General features: G+C 69.0%; 22 protein-coding genes. 12 read left to right on the top strand and 10 right to left on the bottom strand.

Annotation, left to right across the window (positions count from 1 at the left end; all coding sequences use genetic code 11):
• Window positions 1–333: 333 nt before the first annotated feature.
• From ACIRGA_RS21935 to moaA, 3 genes are all read right to left on the bottom strand, one after another.
• Window positions 334–1,185 carry a phosphatidylinositol-specific phospholipase C/glycerophosphodiester phosphodiesterase family protein gene (locus tag ACIRGA_RS21935; protein WP_400943732.1) on the bottom strand — a complete coding sequence of 284 codons (852 nt, stop codon included), beginning with the start codon at window positions 1,183–1,185 and terminating at the stop codon, window positions 334–336.
• A 111-nt stretch (window positions 1,186–1,296) separates the two neighbouring features.
• On the bottom strand, window positions 1,297–1,551 hold the full coding sequence (locus tag ACIRGA_RS21930) for a MoaD/ThiS family protein (protein ID WP_400943729.1): 255 nt from the start codon (window positions 1,549–1,551) through the stop codon (window positions 1,297–1,299).
• Between the two features lies 1 nt (window position 1,552).
• Window positions 1,553–2,560: a GTP 3',8-cyclase MoaA gene (moaA, locus tag ACIRGA_RS21925; protein WP_400943726.1), complete on the bottom strand. Its 1,008-nt coding sequence runs from the start codon at window positions 2,558–2,560 to the stop codon at window positions 1,553–1,555.
• Between the two features lie 135 nt (window positions 2,561–2,695).
• Between moaA and ACIRGA_RS21920 the strand changes: the two genes are divergently transcribed.
• From ACIRGA_RS21920 to ACIRGA_RS21890, 7 genes are read left to right on the top strand one after another with little or no spacing between them, the layout of a single operon-like run.
• Complete coding sequence (locus ACIRGA_RS21920) at window positions 2,696–3,169, top strand: MarR family transcriptional regulator (RefSeq protein WP_400943723.1); 474 nt, start codon at window positions 2,696–2,698, stop codon at window positions 3,167–3,169.
• A 33-nt stretch (window positions 3,170–3,202) separates the two neighbouring features.
• On the top strand, window positions 3,203–3,607 hold the full coding sequence (locus ACIRGA_RS21915; RefSeq protein ID WP_400943720.1) for a molybdopterin-binding protein: 405 nt from the start codon (window positions 3,203–3,205) through the stop codon (window positions 3,605–3,607).
• Complete coding sequence (modA, locus tag ACIRGA_RS21910; protein WP_400943717.1) at window positions 3,604–4,359, top strand: molybdate ABC transporter substrate-binding protein; 756 nt, start codon at window positions 3,604–3,606, stop codon at window positions 4,357–4,359. The genes ACIRGA_RS21915 and modA overlap by 4 nt, the downstream gene beginning before the upstream one ends.
• A gap of 58 nt (window positions 4,360–4,417) precedes the next feature.
• The gene (locus tag ACIRGA_RS21905; RefSeq protein WP_400943804.1) at window positions 4,418–5,206 is read left to right on the top strand and encodes an ABC transporter permease; all 789 of its coding nucleotides are present in this window, start codon (window positions 4,418–4,420) and stop codon (window positions 5,204–5,206) included.
• Window positions 5,203–6,267, top strand: coding sequence for a sulfate/molybdate ABC transporter ATP-binding protein (locus ACIRGA_RS21900; protein WP_400943714.1), 1,065 nt, complete (start codon window positions 5,203–5,205; stop codon window positions 6,265–6,267). The genes ACIRGA_RS21905 and ACIRGA_RS21900 overlap by 4 nt, the downstream gene beginning before the upstream one ends.
• A gap of 10 nt (window positions 6,268–6,277) precedes the next feature.
• Window positions 6,278–7,072: an HAD-IIA family hydrolase gene (locus ACIRGA_RS21895; RefSeq protein WP_093938329.1), complete on the top strand. Its 795-nt coding sequence runs from the start codon at window positions 6,278–6,280 to the stop codon at window positions 7,070–7,072.
• Between the two features lie 25 nt (window positions 7,073–7,097).
• The gene (locus tag ACIRGA_RS21890; RefSeq protein WP_400943711.1) at window positions 7,098–7,913 is read left to right on the top strand and encodes a metallophosphoesterase family protein; all 816 of its coding nucleotides are present in this window, start codon (window positions 7,098–7,100) and stop codon (window positions 7,911–7,913) included.
• 4 nt (window positions 7,914–7,917) lie between these two features.
• Here ACIRGA_RS21890 and ACIRGA_RS21885 read toward each other — a convergent pair whose 3' ends face one another.
• A complete protein-coding gene (locus ACIRGA_RS21885; protein WP_364211551.1) occupies window positions 7,918–8,292 on the bottom strand; it encodes a YccF domain-containing protein in 375 nt (124 codons plus the stop codon).
• Window positions 8,292–9,053 carry a PhzF family phenazine biosynthesis protein gene (locus ACIRGA_RS21880; RefSeq protein WP_400943708.1) on the bottom strand — a complete coding sequence of 254 codons (762 nt, stop codon included), beginning with the start codon at window positions 9,051–9,053 and terminating at the stop codon, window positions 8,292–8,294. Before ACIRGA_RS21880 ends, ACIRGA_RS21885 begins: the two co-directional genes overlap by 1 nt.
• A gap of 133 nt (window positions 9,054–9,186) precedes the next feature.
• Between ACIRGA_RS21880 and ACIRGA_RS21875 the strand changes: the two genes are divergently transcribed.
• The 3 genes from ACIRGA_RS21875 to ACIRGA_RS21865 all read left to right on the top strand — a co-directional run bounded on the left by ACIRGA_RS21875 (window position 9,187) and on the right by ACIRGA_RS21865 (window position 12,650).
• The gene (locus tag ACIRGA_RS21875) at window positions 9,187–10,845 is read left to right on the top strand and encodes an AMP-binding protein (RefSeq protein WP_400943705.1); all 1,659 of its coding nucleotides are present in this window, start codon (window positions 9,187–9,189) and stop codon (window positions 10,843–10,845) included.
• A 126-nt stretch (window positions 10,846–10,971) separates the two neighbouring features.
• A complete protein-coding gene (locus tag ACIRGA_RS21870) occupies window positions 10,972–11,352 on the top strand; it encodes a hypothetical protein (protein WP_400943702.1) in 381 nt (126 codons plus the stop codon).
• 146 nt (window positions 11,353–11,498) lie between these two features.
• Window positions 11,499–12,650: a hypothetical protein gene (locus tag ACIRGA_RS21865; protein WP_400943699.1), complete on the top strand. Its 1,152-nt coding sequence runs from the start codon at window positions 11,499–11,501 to the stop codon at window positions 12,648–12,650.
• 86 nt (window positions 12,651–12,736) lie between these two features.
• Here ACIRGA_RS21865 and ACIRGA_RS21860 read toward each other — a convergent pair whose 3' ends face one another.
• Together ACIRGA_RS21860 and ACIRGA_RS21855 are read right to left on the bottom strand one after the other, a co-directional pair.
• Window positions 12,737–13,708: a R2-like ligand-binding oxidase gene (locus ACIRGA_RS21860; protein WP_400943696.1), complete on the bottom strand. Its 972-nt coding sequence runs from the start codon at window positions 13,706–13,708 to the stop codon at window positions 12,737–12,739.
• The gene (locus ACIRGA_RS21855) at window positions 13,705–14,316 is read right to left on the bottom strand and encodes a TetR/AcrR family transcriptional regulator (RefSeq protein ID WP_400943693.1); all 612 of its coding nucleotides are present in this window, start codon (window positions 14,314–14,316) and stop codon (window positions 13,705–13,707) included. Before ACIRGA_RS21855 ends, ACIRGA_RS21860 begins: the two co-directional genes overlap by 4 nt.
• A 94-nt stretch (window positions 14,317–14,410) precedes the next feature.
• On the opposite strand from ACIRGA_RS21855, the gene ACIRGA_RS21850 reads away from it, so the two are divergent.
• Window positions 14,411–15,028 carry an HAD family hydrolase gene (locus tag ACIRGA_RS21850; RefSeq protein ID WP_400943690.1) on the top strand — a complete coding sequence of 206 codons (618 nt, stop codon included), beginning with the start codon at window positions 14,411–14,413 and terminating at the stop codon, window positions 15,026–15,028.
• On the opposite strand, the gene ACIRGA_RS21845 is transcribed toward ACIRGA_RS21850, so the two are convergent.
• A complete protein-coding gene (locus ACIRGA_RS21845) occupies window positions 15,000–15,245 on the bottom strand; it encodes a hypothetical protein (RefSeq protein WP_125683903.1) in 246 nt (81 codons plus the stop codon). The two genes, ACIRGA_RS21850 and ACIRGA_RS21845, sit on opposite strands and share 29 nt — an antisense overlap.
• A 131-nt stretch (window positions 15,246–15,376) precedes the next feature.
• Here ACIRGA_RS21845 and ACIRGA_RS21840 point away from each other — a divergent pair, with 131 nt between their 5' ends.
• Window positions 15,377–15,763 (top strand): cold-shock protein, encoded by a 387-nt coding sequence (locus ACIRGA_RS21840; RefSeq protein ID WP_016337551.1) that lies wholly within the window; start codon window positions 15,377–15,379, stop codon window positions 15,761–15,763.
• 135 nt (window positions 15,764–15,898) lie between these two features.
• Here ACIRGA_RS21840 and ACIRGA_RS21835 read toward each other — a convergent pair whose 3' ends face one another.
• On the bottom strand, window positions 15,899–16,363 hold the full coding sequence (locus ACIRGA_RS21835) for a DUF2771 family protein (RefSeq protein WP_400943800.1): 465 nt from the start codon (window positions 16,361–16,363) through the stop codon (window positions 15,899–15,901).
• 28 nt (window positions 16,364–16,391) lie between these two features.
• On the bottom strand, window positions 16,392–18,317 hold the full coding sequence (locus ACIRGA_RS21830) for an MFS transporter (protein WP_400943687.1): 1,926 nt from the start codon (window positions 18,315–18,317) through the stop codon (window positions 16,392–16,394).
• Window positions 18,318–18,363: the final 46 nt, after the last annotated feature.

Below are 18,363 nucleotides of genomic sequence, written 5' to 3'. Positions count from 1 at the left end.
TCCCTGTCCGGAAATGCTTTCGCTCGGGGTTGGGTCCGGGAATCCGTTGGACAGGGCTCGGCGCTACGGGTTCCCGGTGTTGCGTGGTCGGTCGGGGCCAACCGAAAAGCGACGGTACGTAACGAACGGCCGGGACGGAAATTATTCGAGCTGTGACCTACATCACAGTAACAGCACGCAACCTATAACGATTCGGGCGTTTGCGCAGGTCAGCGGGCCGTTATCTGGCCGTTTCCTAGTCGAGATAATTCACGGATCGTGAGGCTTGCATCACGTGGATTAAGGGCTGACTGGCCCATTCGTGCGCCTTCGCGCGCGAATGGGCCGCGCACTTTAGCGAGCCCTCAAGAAGTTCGCCAGACCTGGCAGGTCATCCGTATTCAGGTGGTCGACCCCGGCGGCGACCAGCTCTTTCCACACTGCGTCACGTCCCGGTCCCGCAGCGTCCGGTGTGGCCCAGAAGCGCACCCGCTGACCCGCCGCGTGGGCCCGCTCGACCAGGTCGTGCAGTTTCGCCCGCTGCTCGGCGGGGAAGGGGCCGTCGCCGGTCCAGGTGAACAGGCCGGTCCAGGAATCCGAGACCAGCGGGGTGACCCGGGGGTCCGAGCCGATGCCGAGGTCGTTCTCGTCCTTGATCCGGCCGTCGTAGAAGGCCAGCCGGAACTTCTGCCCGAGCATCACGTCCTTGGCGCGCCCACCGGAGATCACCGCGGTGACGGCCCGCTTCTTCACGTGTCCGAACGCGTACAGAGAGAAGAGGAAGGAATAGCGCGGGTCGCGCAGCCGCTTCTCGAGCGCCGCGTAGGTGCTGTTCGCGTCCCCCTTGACGTCGATCAGCAACTGGAACTCCTTGTGCTGCCGGTAGACGCCGACGCCGTGGTTCGCCAGCACACGCTTGCGCAGCGGCTCCAGGTAGAGCGACTCCAGGGTGCGGTCCGGGCGGGTGTCCGCGAAGTCGTGCGCGACCAGCAGCTGCCCGTCCACCAGGTAGATGTCGGCCTCGACGCTGGTGAAGCCCTGATCGAGCGCGTCCTGCAGCGGACGGGTGTGCTCGTAGTCGTTGTGGCTGTGCGCCTGCGGCAACGGCCGGACGCCGCGTTCGTGGGCGGAGGCCGGCGCGGTCGCGAGGCTCGTGGCGGCGACCGCGGCGAGCAGCGCGGCGAGGATACGGCGGGGAGTGATCACTGGCGCATCCTCGGCTGCTTCGGCGACCGGACGGTGAACTCGAGAAGGCGAGCAAGGGACCTTTGCTACCACTTTCGAGGTTCGCGCAGGTCAGCGGCGGTAAGTGGCGGGTCAGCCGCCGGCGAACGGGGGCAGGACGTCCAGTTCGGCGCCCTCGGTGAGCGGCCGCGTGAGATCCCGCACCGCGACACCGTCCAGCAGGTACGAGACCGCGTCGAGCAGCTTCGCCAGCTTCTCCGGGTGAAGTTCGCGAAGGCGGGTGACGGCGTCGGCGACGCGGGCGCCGTCCGGGAGGGTCACCTTCTCCTCGTCGAGGCCGGTGGCCGCGCGGGCCGACGCGAAGTACCGCACCACGATGGTCACCATGTCAGCCGCCGATCGCGCTCATCGGCCGGATCGGCTGCGCGAACCCGGCCTCGTTGATCTCGTGTCCGGCGAGCTTGCCCCACATGGTCGCCCGCCAGGCGTCCGCCACCTCTTCTTCGCGCGCGCCCGCGCGCACGAGGGCGCGCAGGTCCGTCTCGTCGTTGCTGAACAGGCACGAACGCACCGCGCCGTCCGCGGTCAGCCTGGTCCGCTCGCAGGCGCCGCAGAACGGACGGGTCACCGACGCGATCACGCCGACGTCGCCCGGTCCGCCGTCGACCAGCCAGCGTTCGGCGGGCGCCCCGCCTCGCGCGGCGGGGAACGGCGACAGCGTGAACTCCTCGCCGAGCATCCCGAGGATCTCCTCGGCGGTGATCATGTCGGCCCGGTTCCAGCCGTGCTGCGCGTCCAGCGGCATCTGCTCGATGAACCGCAGGTGGTAGCCCTCGGCGAGGCAGAACTTCAGCAGCGGCACGGCCTGGTCTTCGTTCAGCCCGCGCATCAGCACCGCGTTGACCTTCACCGGGTCCAGCCCGGCTTCGCGCGCGGCGGCCATGCCCGCGAGCACGTGCGAAAGCCGGTCGCGACGCGTGATCGTCTCGAACAGCGCGCGGTCGACGGTGTCCAGCGAGACGTTGATGCGGTCCAGGCCGGCGTCGGCGAGCGACTTCGCGCGCTTCGCGAGCCCGATCCCGTTGGTGGTCATGGAAAGCCGCGGCCGCGGTTCGAGCGCCGCGACCCGCTCGACGATCTTCTCCAGCCCCTGGCGCAGCAGCGGTTCGCCGCCGGTGAGCCGGATGTCGGTGATCCCGAGCCGCTCGACGGCGATCCGCAGCAGCAGCACGAGTTCGTCGTCGGTCAGCACGTCCGCGCTCGGCATCCATTCGAGCCCCTCGGCGGGCATGCAATAGGTGCAGCGCAGATTGCACTTGTCGGTGAGCGACACCCGCAGGTCGGTCGCCACGCGGCCGAAGGTGTCGATCAGAGCGGGATTGTCCGGCCTGGGCACGCTGGGACGCCCTCGTGTACCGGGGACACGGGGAAACCCGAGATCGACTGCTGTCATTGACACCAGACTAACCCCGGAGCGGGCGAAAACCGACTGTCTAGAATCTCTTTCATATCGAATCTGAAGGGTTTCCGGATGGCGAAATATCCGCTCTCGGCGGAGGAATTGGCCCGGTTCGCCCATCTCGGCAGGGAGAGCAGCACCCTGACCGTTCTCCGGCACGCGCGCATCGCCGAGCGGATGGGCCTGTCCGCCACCGATCACAAGGTGCTCGAACTCGCCGGGCAGGCGCCGGGACCGTTGACAGCGGGCAGGATCGCCGAACTGACCGGGTTGTCGACGGGCGCTGTGACCGGCGTCATGGACCGGCTCGAGAAGGCGGGGCTCGCCCGCCGCGTCCGCGACACCGTCGACCGCCGGAAGGTCCTGATAGAGCTCGTACCCGGCGCCATGGAACGGCACGCGCCGCTCTTCGAATCCGCGTACACGAACATGAAGACGGTGCTCGAACAGTTCTCTCCCGAGGAGCGGAAAGTGCTGGAGCGATTCCAGAGCGCGGTCCTCGATGGTCTCCGAGACGAACTCACCGGCGATTCCCCGCGCCCATAGCTTTTCCGCATCTGCGGCAAGTATCCTCCCGGCATGCCGCAATTCCGGTTATCCGAGGCTGCTCGTCTGCTCGGCGTCAGTGATGACACCGTCCGCCGCTGGGTACGCGCCGGCCAGTTGACCGCCTTCGACGACTCGGCGGGCCGCAAGGTCGTCGACGGCGCCGAACTCGCCGCGTTCGCCAAGGCGCAGGCCGAGCAGCCCGAGGATCCGTCGACCGTCGGCCGCTCCGCGCGCAACCGGTTCGTCGGCCTCGTCACCGAGGTCGTCACGGACAAGGTGATGGCACAGGTCGAGCTGCAGTGCGGCCCGCATCGCGTGGTCTCCCTGATGAGCGCCGAGGCCGTCCGCGAACTCGGGCTGCGGCCCGGGGTGCTCGCGGTAGCCGTCGTCAAGGCGACCACCGTCGTGATCGAAACCCCGGAAGGAAGCCGATGAGGAGAGTCGTCCCCGCCCTGCTCGCGCTGGCGCTGGCCGCGACGGCCTGTGGTTCGGAGGCGGCGCCTCAGGAAGGGGCGCGGACGCTGACCGTGTTCGCGGCGGCGTCGCTGACCGAGTCGTTCGGAGCGTTGGGCAAGCGGTTCGAGGCGCAGAACTCCGGGGTGACCGTGAAGTTCAGCTTCGAGGGCTCCTCGGCGCTGGTCCAGAAGCTGACCCAGGGCGCGAAGGCGGACGTGTTCGCTTCCGCCGACAAGGCCAATATGGACAAGGCCACCAAGGGTGAGGTGATCGACGGGCAGCCGTCGGTGTTCGCCACCAACCGGCTCGCCATCGCGGTCGGCAAGGGCAATCCCAAGGGCATCAAGGGCCTGGCCGACCTCGCGAAGGACGGGCTGACCGTGGTCGTCTGCGCGCCGCAGGTGCCGTGCGGGTCGGCGGCGAAGAAGGTCCAGCGGTCGTCCGGGGTCACGCTCAAGCCGGCGAGCGAGGAGCAGGACGTCAAGTCGGTGCTCGCGAAGGTGCAGTCGGGCGACGCCGACGCCGGGCTCGTCTACGTCACCGACGCGACGTCGGCGGCCGCGAAGGTGGACAAAGTGGACTTCCCCGAGGCGGCGGGCGCGATCAACGACTATCCGATCGCGGTGGTGAAGGACGCTCCGCAGGCGCAGCTCGCCGGGCTCTTCAGGGACTTCGTCCTCGGCGAGGAAGGCAAGAAAGAACTGGCGAAGGTCGGTTTTGGCACGCCCTGACTCCGCGTTTCGTCCTCTGGATGCGGTAGATGCACGCGCAAGGACCGCATTCAGAGGACTGAACGCGGGGGTTCCCTGGGTCCTCTGGCCGCCCGCGATCTGCGCGCTGGCGCTGGTGGTGCTGCCGGTCGTCGGCCTGCTGGTGCGCTCGGACCTGACGCGTTTTCCGAGCCTCATCACCTCGACGTCGTCGCTGAACGCGCTCAAGCTCTCGCTGATCACCGCCGGACTGTCCACTGTGGTCTGTGTGCTGCTCGGCGTCCCGCTCGCCGTGGTGCTCGCGCGTTCGGGGGCGCGCGGGGTCCGCGTGCTGCGCGCGGTGGTGCTGCTTCCGCTGGTCCTGCCGCCGGTGGTCGGCGGGCTGGCGCTGCTGTACCTGCTGGGCCGCAAGGGTTTCCTCGGCATCCTGGTGACCACGCTGACCGGCGAGCAGGTGCCGTTCACCACGGCGGCGGTGGTCATCGCGCAGACGTTCGTCGCGATGCCGTTCCTGGTGGTCAGCCTCGAAGGAGCCCTCCGCGGCGCCGGTGACCGGTACGAGCGGGTCGCGTCGACGCTGGGCGCCAAACCGTGGACGGTGTTCCGCCGGGTCACGCTGCCGTTGCTGCTGCCCGCGCTCGGTTCGGGCATCGTGCTCAGCTTCGCGCGGGCGCTGGGCGAGTTCGGCGCGACGATCACCTTCGCCGGCAGCCTGGAAGGGGTGACGCGGACCCTGCCGCTGGAGGTCTACACCCAGGCGGAGGTCGACGTCGACAGCGCCGTGGCGCTCGCGTTGCTGCTCATCCTGGTCGCCGTCGCGGTGATCGCGCTCGCCCGGCCGCGCGCGCTCGAAGGAGTCCGGTCGTGACCCTCTCGGCCGAGATCGTCCTCCGGCGCGGCGAGTTCACCTTGGACGTCGGCTTCGAAGTCCCTGACGGCGGAGTGCTCGCGCTGCTCGGCCCGAACGGGTCGGGGAAGTCCAGTGTGCTCGGCTGCCTCGCCGGTCTGCTCCGGCCCGATCGGGCGCGGATCACGCTCGACGGCCGCGCCCTGGCGGGCCTGCCGCCGCACGCGCGCGGTATCGGCCTGCTCTCCCAGGACGCCCTGCTCTTCCCGCATCTGTCCGCAGTGGACAACGTCGCCTTCGCGCCGCGCGCGACCGGAGCAGGGCGTGCCGAGGCGAAGCGGCGCGCGCGGGAGTGGCTGACCGAAGTGGACGCGCTGGAACTGGCCGGACGGCGTCCCGCGCAACTCTCCGGTGGGCAGGCACAACGGGTCGCGATCGCGCGGGCGCTGGCCGCCGAGCCGGGGCTTCTGCTGCTCGACGAGCCCTTCGCCGCCCTGGACGTCGACGCGGCACCGGCCATCCGCGGCCTGCTTCGACGGGTGTTGCGGTCCGGGCCGCCGACCGTCCTGGTCACCCACGACCCGCTCGACGCGCTGGCGCTGGCCGATCACGTCGCCGTCCTGGACGGCGGCCGGATCGTCGAACGCGGCGAGACCAGGAAGGTCCTCTCCGCGCCGCGTACGGCGTTCACCGCGCGGATCGCCGGGCTGAACCTGGTGCCCGGCGTCGCCGTCGAAGGCGGTTTGCGCACGTCAGGCGGGCAGTTGGCCGGCATCCCGGCCGAGGACGTTGTCGAGGGCGAAGCAGCTGTCGCCGTCTTCGCGCCCAGCGCCGTCGCCGTGTACCTGCGGGACGGTGAGCGCCGAGGCAGCCCGCGCAACACCGTCGAGGGAATCGTCGACGCGCTCGAACCACACGGACCGGTGATCCGCGTCCGTGCTCGCGGTGACGACTGGGCGGCCGGTCTCGCCGCCGATCTCACCCCGGCCGCGGTCGCCGAACTGGCGCTCGAACCCGGGACACCGGTCAATCTTTCGGTCAAGGCGGCGTCCGTGGCTGTTCACGCCGTCTCGGATCATTAGGGTGGGACGCATGAACGAGCGCCGTTGGACATACCTCAGCGACATGGATGGCGTGCTGGTCCAGGAGGAGCACCTCGTGCCCGGCGCGGACGAGTTCCTCAAGGAGCTGCGCGCCAACGACATCGGCTTCCTGGTGCTGACCAACAACTCGATCTACACCCCGCGTGACCTGCGGGCGAGGCTCGAGCGGACCGGTCTCGACATCCCCGAGGAGGCCATCTGGACCTCCGCGCTGGCGACCGCGAAGTTCCTCGCGTCGCAGCGGCCGAACGGCTCGGCGTTCGTGATCGGCGAAGCCGGCCTGACCACGGCGCTGCACGAGGTCGGCTACGTGCTGACCGAACGCGACCCCGACTACGTGGTCCTCGGCGAGACGCGAACGTACAGCTTCAGCGCGATCACCCGCGCGATCCGGCTGATCGAGGGCGGCGCGAAGTTCATCGCCACCAACCCGGACGCCACCGGCCCGAGCATGGAGGGCTCGATGCCCGCCACCGGTTCGGTCGCCGCGCTGATCGAGAAGGCGACCGGCCGCTCGCCGTACTACGTCGGCAAGCCGAACCCGCTGATGATGCGTTCCGCATTGCGGCGGCTCGGCGCGCATTCGGAGTCGACGCTGATGATCGGCGACCGGATGGACACCGACGTCCACTCGGGAATCGAGGCCGGATTGCAGACCATCCTCGTGCTCACCGGCATCTCCACGCGGGAGAGCGCGGAGCACTACCCGTACCGGCCGACCATGATCATCGACTCGATCGCCGATCTGGTCGGGCGCACCGGCGACCCGTTCGGCGAGGGCTGAGCGGCACGGCAGGTATCGTCAGACGATGCACGACGATCAGCCCGCGTCCCCGACCTATGTGGTCGGTGACGTGCACGGACACCGGGACGAGCTGGCCGAGGCGCTCCGGGAGAAGGGGCTGCTCGACTCCGACGACGATTGGTCCGGCGGCGAAGCGACGCTGTGGTTCCTCGGCGACTTCGTCGACCGGGGGCCCGACGGTGTCGGCGTGATCGACCTGGTGATGCGGCTGGAACGCCAGGCCGCGACGGCGGGCGGGCACTGCGGGACGCTGCTGGGCAACCACGAGATCCTGCTGCTCGGCATGTACCACTTCGGCGACACCGAGGTGCCGTCCGACTTCGGGCCGCGCAGCTTCGCGCGCAGCTGGGAGATCAACGGCGGGCTGCTCGAAGACCAGGACAGGCTCACCCCGCAGCACATCGAATGGCTGTCGTCGCGCCCGATGCTGACGCTGGCCGCCGATCACCTGCTGATGCATTCGGACACGCTCGAGTACCTCGGCTGGGGCGAGGACATCGACGGGATCAACGCGCGAGGCCGCGAGATCCTCGAAGGCAGCGACATCGAGTCCTGGTGGGACGTCTGGCGGCGGATGACCACGCGGTACGCCTTCCGCGGCCCGGAAGGCGCCGATGTCGCGCAGCAGCTCATGGACCGGCTCGGCGGCGAGCGGATCGTGCACGGGCACAGCGTCATCGCGGACCAGCTGGGGATCCACCCCGCGCAGATCGAGGGGCCGTATCTCTACGCGGGCGGGAAGGCGCTGGGGATCGACGGCGGGTTGTTCGTCGGCGGACCTTGCCTCATCGTGCCGCTGCCGTGGGAGCCCGAAGACTGAGACGTCAGGGAAGTTCCACGATCTCCTTGCCCAGCGGCATCAGCGAGACCGGGATCATCTTGAAGTTCGCCACGCCCAGCGGGATCCCGATGATCGTGACGCACAGCGCCACCCCGGTCAGCACGTGCCCGATCGCCAGCCACAAGCCGGCGAAGAGGAACCAGATGACGTTGCCGATCGTCGACGCGGCCCCGGCGTCGCGCCGGTCCACCACGGTGCGGCCGAACGGCCAGAGCGCGTAGGCCGCGATCCGGAACGACGCCAGCCCGAACGGGATGGTGACGATCAGGATGCAGCAGATGACGCCGGCGACGATGTAGCCGAGTGCCATCCACAGGCCGCACAGCACGAGCCAGATGACGTTCAGGATCAGGCGCATCAGACGTGCAACTCCCCGCTGGCCACGGTGACCGCCTGCCCCGAAAGCAGGACGCGGTCGCCTTCGAGACTCATCCGGACGATGCCGCCGCGGGCCGAAGCCTGTTCGCCGACGAGCTTGTCCCGGCCGAGGCGGGCGGCCCAGTACGGCGCGAGGACACAGTGCGCGGAGCCGGTGACCGGGTCTTCGTCGATGCCGACGCCCGGCGCGAAGAAGCGGGTGACGAAGTCGATCCCGTCCACGTCACCCGGTGCGGTGACCATCAGCCGTCCGTTCCAGTGCGCGCGCAGCGCGGCCAGGTCCGGGGCGAGCGAGCGCACCACGGCAGCGTCGTCCACCACCGCGAACAGGTTCTGGTGGCTGCGCCCGACGTACTCGAACTCCAGGCCCGGCAGGATCGACGACAGATCGTCGTCCGACTCGCGGGGCGGATCCGCCGGGAAGTCCATCGACACCCAGCCGTCTTCGGCGCGGCAGCGCAGCTCGCCGCTTCTCGTCGTGAAGGTCTGCTCGCCGCCGAGGACGTGGGTGGTCGCCAGCGTCGCGTGCCCGCACAGGTCGACTTCGGTCTCCGGCGTGAACCAGCGAAGCGACTTCGGGCCTTCGCCACCGGCCTCGACGAAGGCCGTCTCGGCGTGCTTCAACTCGGCGGCGACCGACTGCATCCAGCCCGCGTCGCCCGGCGAGTCCAGCAGCACGACGCCGGCGGAGTTACCGGCGAAGGCTTCGGAGGTGAAGGCGTCGACGATGTAGAGGCGCATGTCCCCGACGATATCGGCCACCGCCGGAACCGGCCTCCGGGTTTCCCCTGAGGTGGTCTCCACTTGCAGGTGGCCGCCGTCACGCCGCGTTCTTAGACTCGACGCGTCGATGCCGCCGAACGCAGGAGTCTCCATGTCCGACGCCCCCGCAGTACCGAGCTACGCATCGGGAATCTCGGAAACCCCGCTGCTGGGGGACACCATCGGTGACAACTTCGATCGCACCGTCGCCGCCTTCGGCGACCGGGACGCGCTCGTCGACCGCGCCGCCGGGAAACGCTGGACCTACACCGAACTCGCCGCCGAGGTGGACGCGCTCGCGCTGGGCCTGCTCGACCTCGGGATCGCCAAGGGCGACCGCGTCGGCATCTGGTCGCCGAACCGGTGGGAGTGGACCTGCGTCCAGTACGCCACCGCGAAGATCGGCGCGATCCTGGTCAACATCAACCCGGCGTACCGCTCGCACGAACTCGAATACGTGCTGAAGCAGGCCGGGATCAAGCTCATCGTGGCCGCGAACTCGTTCAAGACCTCGGACTACGCGGGCATGATCGCCGAAGCGGGCCCGAAATGCCCGGCGCTGGAACACGTCGTGCTGCTCGACAGCCCCGAGTGGCCGTCGCTGCTGGAGATCGGCGGCAAAGCCGACCGCGCGCCACTGGTGAAGCGGCAAAGCGAGCTCTCCGCGGACGACCCGATCAACATCCAGTACACGTCCGGCACCACGGGTTTCCCCAAGGGCGCCACGCTGAGCCACCACAACATCCTCAACAACGGCTACTTCGTCGGTGAACTCTGCAACTACACCGAAGCCGACAAGATCTGCATCCCCGTGCCCTTCTACCACTGTTTCGGCATGGTGATGGGCAATCTCGCGGCGACCAGCCACGGCGCCTGCATGGTCATCCCGGCGCCCGCGTTCGAACCGAAGGCCACCCTCGAAGCCGTCGCGGCCGAGAAATGCACGTCCCTGTACGGGGTTCCGACGATGTTCATCGCCGAACTGGCCGACCCGGACTTCGCCTCCCACGACCTGTCTTCCCTGCGCACCGGGATCATGGCGGGCTCGCCGTGCCCGGTCGAGGTGATGAAGCAGGTCATCGACCGGATGGGTATGGCGGAGGTGTCGATCTGCTACGGCATGACCGAGACGTCGCCGGTGTCCACGCAGACCCGCGCGGACGACTCGGTGGAGCGGCGGGTGTCGACGGTCGGGCGGGTCGGGCCGCATCTGGAGGTCAAGGTCGTCGATCCGGAGACCGGGCTGACCGTGCCGCGCGGCGAACCGGGCGAATTCTGCACCCGCGGCTACTCGGTGATGCTGGGTTACTGGGAACAGGCCGACAAGACGGCCGAGGCGATCGACGCGGCGCGGTGGATGCACACCGGCGACCTCGCGATCATGGACGCCGACGGGTACGTCAACATCACCGGCCGGATCAAGGACATGGTCATCCGCGGCGGCGAGAACCTGTACCCGCGCGAGATCGAGGAGTTCCTGTACACCCATCCGGACATCCTCGACGCGCAGGTGATCGGTGTCCCGGACGAGAAGTACGGCGAGGAACTGATGGCGTGGATCCGCATGCGCGAGGGCGCGGAGCCGCTGACGGCCGAAGCGGTGCGGGAGTTCTGCGAGGGCAAGCTGGCGCGCTACAAGATCCCGCGCTACGTCCATGTCGTCGAGGAGTTCCCGATGACGGTGACCGGCAAGGTGCGCAAGGTCGAGATGCGGGCGGAGTCGATCAGCATCCTCGGGCTGGAGAAGGCGGCGGGCACCGAGCACGCGTGAGCCGGCGGTGCGATCGTTCACAGTTTTCGTACGCATGGGACGCCGCGATGGTGGGCAGCCTGTGAGCGGGACGGTGACAGCGTCCCGGATGGAAACCCCGCAGTCGTAAGGAAAAGGGGAATTCTCATGCGTACGATCCGCCGCACCCTGGCCGCCTCGGCACTGGCCGTGCCGCTGACGCTCGGAGCCGCCGGCATCGCTTCGGCGGACAGCTACGGCAGCACCGAGGTCCAAGCCGGACCGGACGGCGCAGCGACGCACAGCGTGCAGGCCGGCACCGATCGCGGGTCGAGCTCGTTCCACGAGAACTCGACGGCCGCGGGCCCGGACGGTGCCGCGACCAGTGACACCTCCGCCACCGCGAACCGGGACGGCGACAGCCACTACCGGCAGCACAGTGGCTGGGCAGGCCAGAACGGTGCCGGATCCGACGAGACCCACTCCAGCACCGACGGCGGCCACGACCAGGGCGTCCTGAGCGGCACTCTCGGCGCGATCGGCCTCTGACGTAAGACAGGTGAAGGACGCTTTCCCCGCATGTGACGCGGGGAAAGCGTCCTTCACCATGAGTTGACACTTCAAGGCAACCTGTCACAGTCCCGGCGCGTATTCCCTTCGCGGTGGATCCGAACCGCCGCGAAGGGGAGAAAGTCATGACACTCAAGCGAAGCAGAAGAGTTCTTGCCCTGGGCGTGTCACTCGCCGTCCTGCCGCTGATCGTGCCCGCTGTGGCCTCGGCCGCTCCCGCGATCGCCCCGATCGATCTCGGAACACTGCCTGGGGACCAGTACAGCGAGGTCAACGCGAGCAACGACGACGGCGTCATGGTCGGCTCGTCGACGCCGCTCGAAGGTCAGATCAAGTACCACGCGGCGAAATGGGACGCGCGGGGCCGGATCTCCGCGTTGCCCGCTCTCGGCGGCGAGCAGAGCAAGGCGACGGACGTCAACCGCGTCGGCGTCGCGGTCGGCTGGGCGCACAAGGACGCGGCCTGGAACCAGGCGGCGGTCAAGTGGGCGCCGGACGGGACGGTCACCGCGCTGCCCTACCTGACGGGCGGGGACTACGCGACCGCGAACGCGATCACCGACGGCGGGGTGATCGTCGGCGCCGGACGGGCGGCGGACGGGAAGATCCACGCCATGCGGTGGAACCCGGACGGCAAGGTGGTGGACCTCGGCGGGCTGCCGGGCGGGTCCTACGCCAACGCGCAATGGATCACCCCGGACGGCAGGACCGTCGCCGGGACGGCTTCGGACGCCGCCGGGAACAACCACGTCGTGCGCTGGAACCTCGCCGGTGCGATCACCGATCTTTCCCCGGGCAATCCGCGCAGCACTCCGGAGGACATGAACGACTTCGGGGTGATCGTCGGAAGCGCCGACGACGTGAACGGCAATCCGAAACCCGTCAGCTGGGAACGTGACGGGCGGACGACCTGGCTCGAGTGGCCGGAACGGGATCCGGGCTGGGCGCGCGCGGTGAACAACGCCGGTGTCTCGGCCGGCGGTGGTTATCTGGTGTTCGGCACGGAGAGCCCGGCCAAGTGGAACCGCGCGGGAACCCGTACGACGCTTTCGACCGCGCGCGGACTGGGTTACGACATCGATCGGACCGGAACGGTCGTGGGCCTGGAGAACAACATCGCGACGAAGTGGTCGGCAGACGGCACCCCGACGGTCCTCGGTGCGCTGCCGGGCGGTTCCTACAGCGTCGCCACCCACATCGCGGCGAACGGGACGATCGTCGGCTTGTCCGACAACGAAAACGGCCGCACTCACGCCGTCTACTGGCCCGCCGGGTAGGGGCTGAAGGACGCTTTCACCGCATGTGATGCAGTGAAAGCGTCCTTCGCCGCATGTGACGCGGGGAAAGCGTCCTTCAGCTCTTCCTAGGCGGCGGAGTTGGCGGCAGCCGCGGCGATCGCCTTCGCGTCTTCTTCGCCGAAGGTCTCTTCGAGGTTCTCCGGCGAGTAGTCGAGGTCGATCTGCTCCACCGGCATCCCGCGCGCGGACTCGATCGCGCCGAGCCGCCGCTGTGCCCGGTCGGCCGCGTACTGGATGATCTCCTCGGGATCGTTGTCGAACGGGATCTCCTCGAACTGGTCCTGCACCCACTGGATCATGCCCAGCGCGTGCGGAAGCAGCTCGCCCATCCGCTGCTGCACCGCGTCCCACAGCGAATCGTCCGCGGCGACGTGGCGACGGCAGGTGAAGGTGCCCCAGGCCATGTGACGGCGTTCGTCGTCGCCGATACGGCGCACCAGTTCCTGCATTCCCGGCAGGATGTCGTGCTGCGTGCAGATCAGCTGCCACGAGTAGTACCCGGTCAGCGCGAGACTGCCTTCGATGACGTGGTTGTAGGTGACGCTCGCGCGGATCTGGTTGAGCGGGCTGGGATCGTCCTCCAGCGCCCGCAGCGACTGCGGCAGCTCTTCGTAGAAAAGCTTGCGGTAATGGGGATTCTCCGCGACGTACGGATGCAGGTCCTCGGTGAGCCCGACGGCGTCCATCCAGCGGCGGAACACCTCGGTGTGCTTGGCCTCTTCGAAACAGAACTGCGTCAGGTACATCTCGTCGCCGAAACGGCCGGTCGCCGACATCGCCCGCATGAACGGCTGGATGTCTTCGGTGACGGCCTCTTCCCCGGCGATGAACTGCGCCACCAGGTAGGTCGCCGACCGTTGCTGTTCCGGGTTGAGGGTTTCCCAGCCCTCGCGTTCGCGGGAGAAGTCGATGTCGGCGGGGTTCCAGAACTTCTTGTTGCCCTTGACGAACAGCCGCAGCGGGAACGAGTCCCAGTTCAGCCCGCCCTTGCGCAGTGAGGAAAACCCGGTCCGCAGCTCGGAAAGAGTGCCGGTCATGACGTCCCCTTCGAATCGGTGGTCAGCGCCCGTATCGCGGGTGCCAGCACGGCGACGACCGCCGCCGCCGCCTCGTCGGCCGAATGCGTCGGCATGACGAGATGGGACAGGGAAAGCCGCACGACGGTCTCCGCCAGCAACGCGGCGGATTCCGGGGAGAGCGACGGCTCGAACTCGCGGTACTGCCCGGCCGCGACCTCGGTGGCCGCGGTCAGGATCGGTTCGCCCTTGGTGGTGAGCAGGGGAAGGAGGTCCTCGCCCGCTTCGGTGCCCAGCGTGGTGGCGACGAGCCGGTTCTCGCGGGCGTGCTCGATCGTGTAGACGACGGCCTCGCGGATCCCGTCGCGCAGGTCCCGGGCGTCCTGGACGCGCAGGCGGATGCCTTCCAGGAACTCCGAAGTCGTCCGGAGGACCACGGCTTCGGCGAGCGTGCCCTTGTTGCCGAACTCGTTGTAGACGGTCTGTCTGCTCACTCCGGCGCGGGCGGCGACGTCCGCCATCCGCAGGGCCGTGTAGCCGTGCTCGGTGAGCAGCTCGGTGGCCGCGTCGAGCAGTGCCTCCCGCAGAGAGGCCTTGGTCCGATCGGAGAAGCTCGTGATCTCGCCCACACTTCCAGCTTGACACAGATCACGTCCATGTCAAAGAAATTGACGAGTACCCAGCCGATGTAAATCAGTCGGTGGTGGCGGCTACCGTGGCCGGGTGGGCATCACCGTGGGGTTCGACCTCGACATGACACTGATCGATCCGCGGCCGGGCATGGTCGCGGTGATGAACGCGCTCGGCGTGGAGTCCGGCCTGCCGCTGGACGGCGAATACTTCGCGGACAACCTCGGCCCGCCCCTCGACGCCAGCCTGCGCGGCTTCGGCGCGCCGGAGGAGCGGATCCCGGAGCTGGTGGCGCGGTTCCGCGCGATGTACCCGGAGACGGTCGTGCCGGTGACGGTCGCGATGCCCGGCGCGGCCGAAGCACTGCACGCGGTCCGCGAGGCGGGTGGGCGCACGGTCGTCGTCACCGGCAAATACGGGCCCAACGCGAAACTCCACCTGGACGCGCTCGGGTTCGAGGTCGACGTCCTGGTCGGAGAGCTGTGGTCGACGGAGAAGGCCGCCGCGCTCACCGCGCACGGTGCCCGCGTCTACGTCGGGGATCACGTCGGCGACATTCGCGGCGCGCTGGCTGCGGGCGCGGTCCCGGTCGGAGTCACGACGGGCCCGTGCACCAAGGAAGAGCTGCTCGCGGAAGGAGCCGACGTGGTGTTCGACTCGCTGACCGAGTTCCCCGGCTGGTTCAGCTCTTTCGGCGAGCCTCGCGGATAAGGGCGATCAGGCCGAGTGCGAGCCCCAGCGGAGTGATGACGCCCGCCGCGGCGGACAGCCACACCGGCAGATTCTCCAGCCCGGCGGCGAACAGGACGAAAACCGCTGTGACGGCGATCATGCCGAGCGCGAACAGGCCGATGCCGACGCGCATGAGGATCGGTTTGCCGGGCTTTTCGGGAACGGCCACGGCGGCCTCCTTTACTGCGGTCTCCATGAAGGAGAGGGTATCCGCCGGTATCCGCTTCTCCACAGGGCATGTGGCGAGATACGCTTATGGGACGCGCGCCCTGGGTACGCCCCGGGCGCGTTCGTTGTGAGCAGGACAGCAAAGGACTGGTGAGGGAAGTGCCGACCGGCAAGGTCAAGTGGTACGACGCGGAGAAGGGTTTCGGTTTCGTCACCCAGGATGGGGGCGCCGACGTCTACATCCGCAAAGCCGCGCTGCCACAAGGCGTCGAAGGGCTCAAGGCAGGCCAGCGCCTCGAGTTCGGTGTCGCCGACGGCCGCCGCGGGCCGCAAGCGCTCTCCGTCCGGCTGCTGGACCCGCCGCCTTCGGTCGCCGAGGCGCGCCGCCGTCCCGCCGAGGAGCTGCACGGGCTCATCGAGGACATGATCAAGCTGCTCGAGCTCAAGGTGCAGCCGGACCTGCGGCGCAACCGCTACCCGGACCGCAAGAACACCAAGCAGATCGCCGAGATCATGCGCGCCGTCGCCCGGGACCTCGATCCCTGATCGGCCGCGCTCCCGTAGTGGTCCGTGAAGGCCTCCTTGAGGGACCCAGAGTCCCTCAAGGAGGCCTTCACGGACTTGCCACGCAGGTCAACCGCGCCGAGAGGCCGCGGGTGGTAGCAAAGGTCCCTTGCTCCCTCAGACGGCGGGCGGCTCGACCTGCAGCGACCAGATCGCCGTCGTGACCGCCTCGGCGTCCTCCGGACGTCCGGTCTGGCTGATCACCGAAGCCTGCGCGACCTCGACGACGAGGATCTGGTCGTCGGGCCGGGGTGTCTTCACGGTGTAGGCGAACCGGTCCAGCGACGTGATGATGTCCTGCTTGAGCTCCTGCGGCTCGCCCTTGCCGTTCACGTACTGCACCGTGACCTTCCACGGCGTTTCCGCGATCGCGCCCGGCACCGAGATCTGCACCGGCTTCCCCGGCCGGATCCGCAGCTTGCCCGCGGCGTCGGGCCTGGTGGTGCACTGGTTGCTCTTGATGTCGCACGAGGCCAGCGGGGAGACGTTCACCGTCTTGCCGTCGGCGAAGAAGGTCACCTCTTCGGGGCCGGGGGCCGCACAACCGGCCACCACGAAACCACCCGCCGCGAGCAGGGCCAAAATACGAAGTCGCCGCATACGGTGAAGATTACGAGCCCGGCCGCCACCGGGAGTCACCGGGCTGCGAGGGGATCGGCGATTCGCTGGTCGGCTCCGGACGCAGCGGCCGGTCGCCGCCGAGACCCGGGACCAGCGAAGTCCCGCGCCGGACCATGAACGTCTGCGTGAACCCGACGGCCAGCAGGATCGACAGCACCAGGAAGCCGATCCAGTACGTCGGCGGCAGCAGCAGACCGACGGCGCCACCGAAGCACCACGACATCTGCAGCACGGTCTCCGACCGTCCGAACGCCGACGCGCGCGACTCTTCCGGCAGGTCTTCCTGGATCACGGCGTCGAGGCTGATCTTCGCCAGCGCGCTCGCGGTCGCGCCGACGAGCGCGACGATCGCCGCCGTCGCCAGCCCGGCCGCCACGGTGGCGATGACCGCGATGCCGAGACAAGCCCCGACACACGCCAGGATCACCTGATCCGGTTTGCCGAAGTGCAGCCGCGAACCCAGCGCGTTGCCGAGGAAACCGCCGACACCCGCCGCGGCGCCGATGATGCCGAGCAGCAGCAACTGGTCGAACGGGCTCTGCCCGCTGCCTTCGGCCTGCGCCTTCACCGCGAACGCGGAGAACATCATCAGGAACCCGGTCAGCACGCGGACGGTGCCGTTGCCCCACAACGAGACGACGATCTGCCGCCCCATCGGCTGCCGCTGCTTCTTGACCCGTCGCTCGGGATGCGCGGACAGCGACGCCGGCACCTCGCCCTCGGTCTTCTCGACCCAGGACGGGATGCGCATCGACTGCACCGCGGCGGCGACGCAGATCAGCATGGTGAACCACAGCGCGCCCTGCGAGCCCCAGATCGCGTTGACGCCGCTCGCCAGCGCGCCGAACGCGCCGGCCGCGACCAGGCCGAACACGGTCAGCCGCGCGTTGGTCTTCGACAGCGTGATCTCGGGCGGCAGCACCCGTGGTGTCACCGCGGCCTTGAGCACGGTGAACGACTTCGAGAGCACCATCATGCCCAGCGCCGCCGGGTACAGGAGCCAGTCGTCGAAGTGCAGCGCCATCACGATCGCCATCAGCGCCTGGCCCGCCGAGGACACGCACATCGCGAGCCGCCTGCCGCGCTGGATCTTGTCCAGCGCCGGGCCGATCACCGGCGCGACCAGCGCGAACGGGGCGATCGTGATGAGCAGGTAGAGCGCGACCTTGCCCTTGCTCTCCCCGCTGGTGGCGGCGAAGAACAAGGTGTTGGCCAGCGCGATCGCCATCGCGGCGTCGCTGGCGTAGTTCAGCATCACCGCGTACGTCAGCGAAGTGAGGCCCGACTTGTCGGCGCCGTCGGCCTTCGTCGCGCGCTGGAAGGCGCCGACGGCCTGCCCGGTGAGCTGACGGCTGCGCATCGCCGCGACCCGGGTGACCGTGATCTTCTTCGGCATCCGCGGCAGGGCGCCCGCCCGAGGCGGAACCGCGGTCGTGGGGTGTTCCTGCGGCTGCTCTTCGGCGACCCGCGGCTCACCCGCGTAACCGCCGGTGTCGTAGTGCTCGTACTCGCCGCTGCCCGGCGGGTGCTCGTCGTAGAACCCGCCCGGACGACGCCGGACGGGTTCGGTCTGACGCTGCGAAGGATCCGGATACGGCCGCGCGCCACGGGGAGGCGTCCTCGGCGGCGGAGGCGGCGGCGGTGGCTGGTGGTGTCCCATCGGGATCGCGCTGGTGCGCGCTTCGTCGGCGGTCGGCCCGGCCGGATGCGGCTGGTACTGGGGCTGGTGCGGCGGACGGGCCGCGGGCGGCACCGGCTGCTGATCGACGCGGGTCGGCGGCGGCGCGGACCAGTCACGCGCCTGGGCGGCTCCCGGCTCCGGCGTCCACTTCCGCTTGCTCTTGCGGCCACGCTCCTTGCCCGGCCTGCCGGAAGGCGTGCCGTCGGGTCCAGAGTTCGAGCCGAAGATTCCCACGCTTCAATCCTGCCTTACGCGGGTCTCGCTTCGCGCGTTCACCACT

The organism is Amycolatopsis sp. NPDC102389 (genome assembly GCF_044765885.1).
GTDB lineage: Bacteria > Actinomycetota > Actinomycetes > Mycobacteriales > Pseudonocardiaceae > Amycolatopsis.
This window is presented reverse-complemented; position numbering and strand designations above follow the sequence as displayed.

Bases quoted from the DNA above. Each gene is read 5' to 3' on its own strand.
- ACIRGA_RS21875 (WP_400943705.1), top strand. From the start codon at position 9,187: ATGTCCGACGCCCCCGCAGTACCGAGCTACGCATCGGGAATCTCGGAA.
- ACIRGA_RS21915 (WP_400943720.1), top strand. From the start codon at position 3,203: ATGCCGCAATTCCGGTTATCCGAGGCTGCTCGTCTGCTCGGCGTCAGT.
- ACIRGA_RS21920 (WP_400943723.1), top strand. From the start codon at position 2,696: ATGGCGAAATATCCGCTCTCGGCGGAGGAATTGGCCCGGTTCGCCCAT.
- ACIRGA_RS21880 (WP_400943708.1), bottom strand. From the start codon at position 9,053: ATGCGCCTCTACATCGTCGACGCCTTCACCTCCGAAGCCTTCGCCGGT.
- ACIRGA_RS21870 (WP_400943702.1), top strand. From the start codon at position 10,972: ATGCGTACGATCCGCCGCACCCTGGCCGCCTCGGCACTGGCCGTGCCG.
- modA (WP_400943717.1), top strand. From the start codon at position 3,604: ATGAGGAGAGTCGTCCCCGCCCTGCTCGCGCTGGCGCTGGCCGCGACG.
- ACIRGA_RS21845 (WP_125683903.1), bottom strand. From the start codon at position 15,245: ATGGAGACCGCAGTAAAGGAGGCCGCCGTGGCCGTTCCCGAAAAGCCC.
- ACIRGA_RS21860 (WP_400943696.1), bottom strand. From the start codon at position 13,708: ATGACCGGCACTCTTTCCGAGCTGCGGACCGGGTTTTCCTCACTGCGC.
- ACIRGA_RS21885 (WP_364211551.1), bottom strand. From the start codon at position 8,292: ATGCGCCTGATCCTGAACGTCATCTGGCTCGTGCTGTGCGGCCTGTGG.
- ACIRGA_RS21890 (WP_400943711.1), top strand. From the start codon at position 7,098: ATGCACGACGATCAGCCCGCGTCCCCGACCTATGTGGTCGGTGACGTG.
- ACIRGA_RS21930 (WP_400943729.1), bottom strand. From the start codon at position 1,551: ATGGTGACCATCGTGGTGCGGTACTTCGCGTCGGCCCGCGCGGCCACC.
- ACIRGA_RS21865 (WP_400943699.1), top strand. From the start codon at position 11,499: ATGACACTCAAGCGAAGCAGAAGAGTTCTTGCCCTGGGCGTGTCACTC.
- ACIRGA_RS21895 (WP_093938329.1), top strand. From the start codon at position 6,278: ATGAACGAGCGCCGTTGGACATACCTCAGCGACATGGATGGCGTGCTG.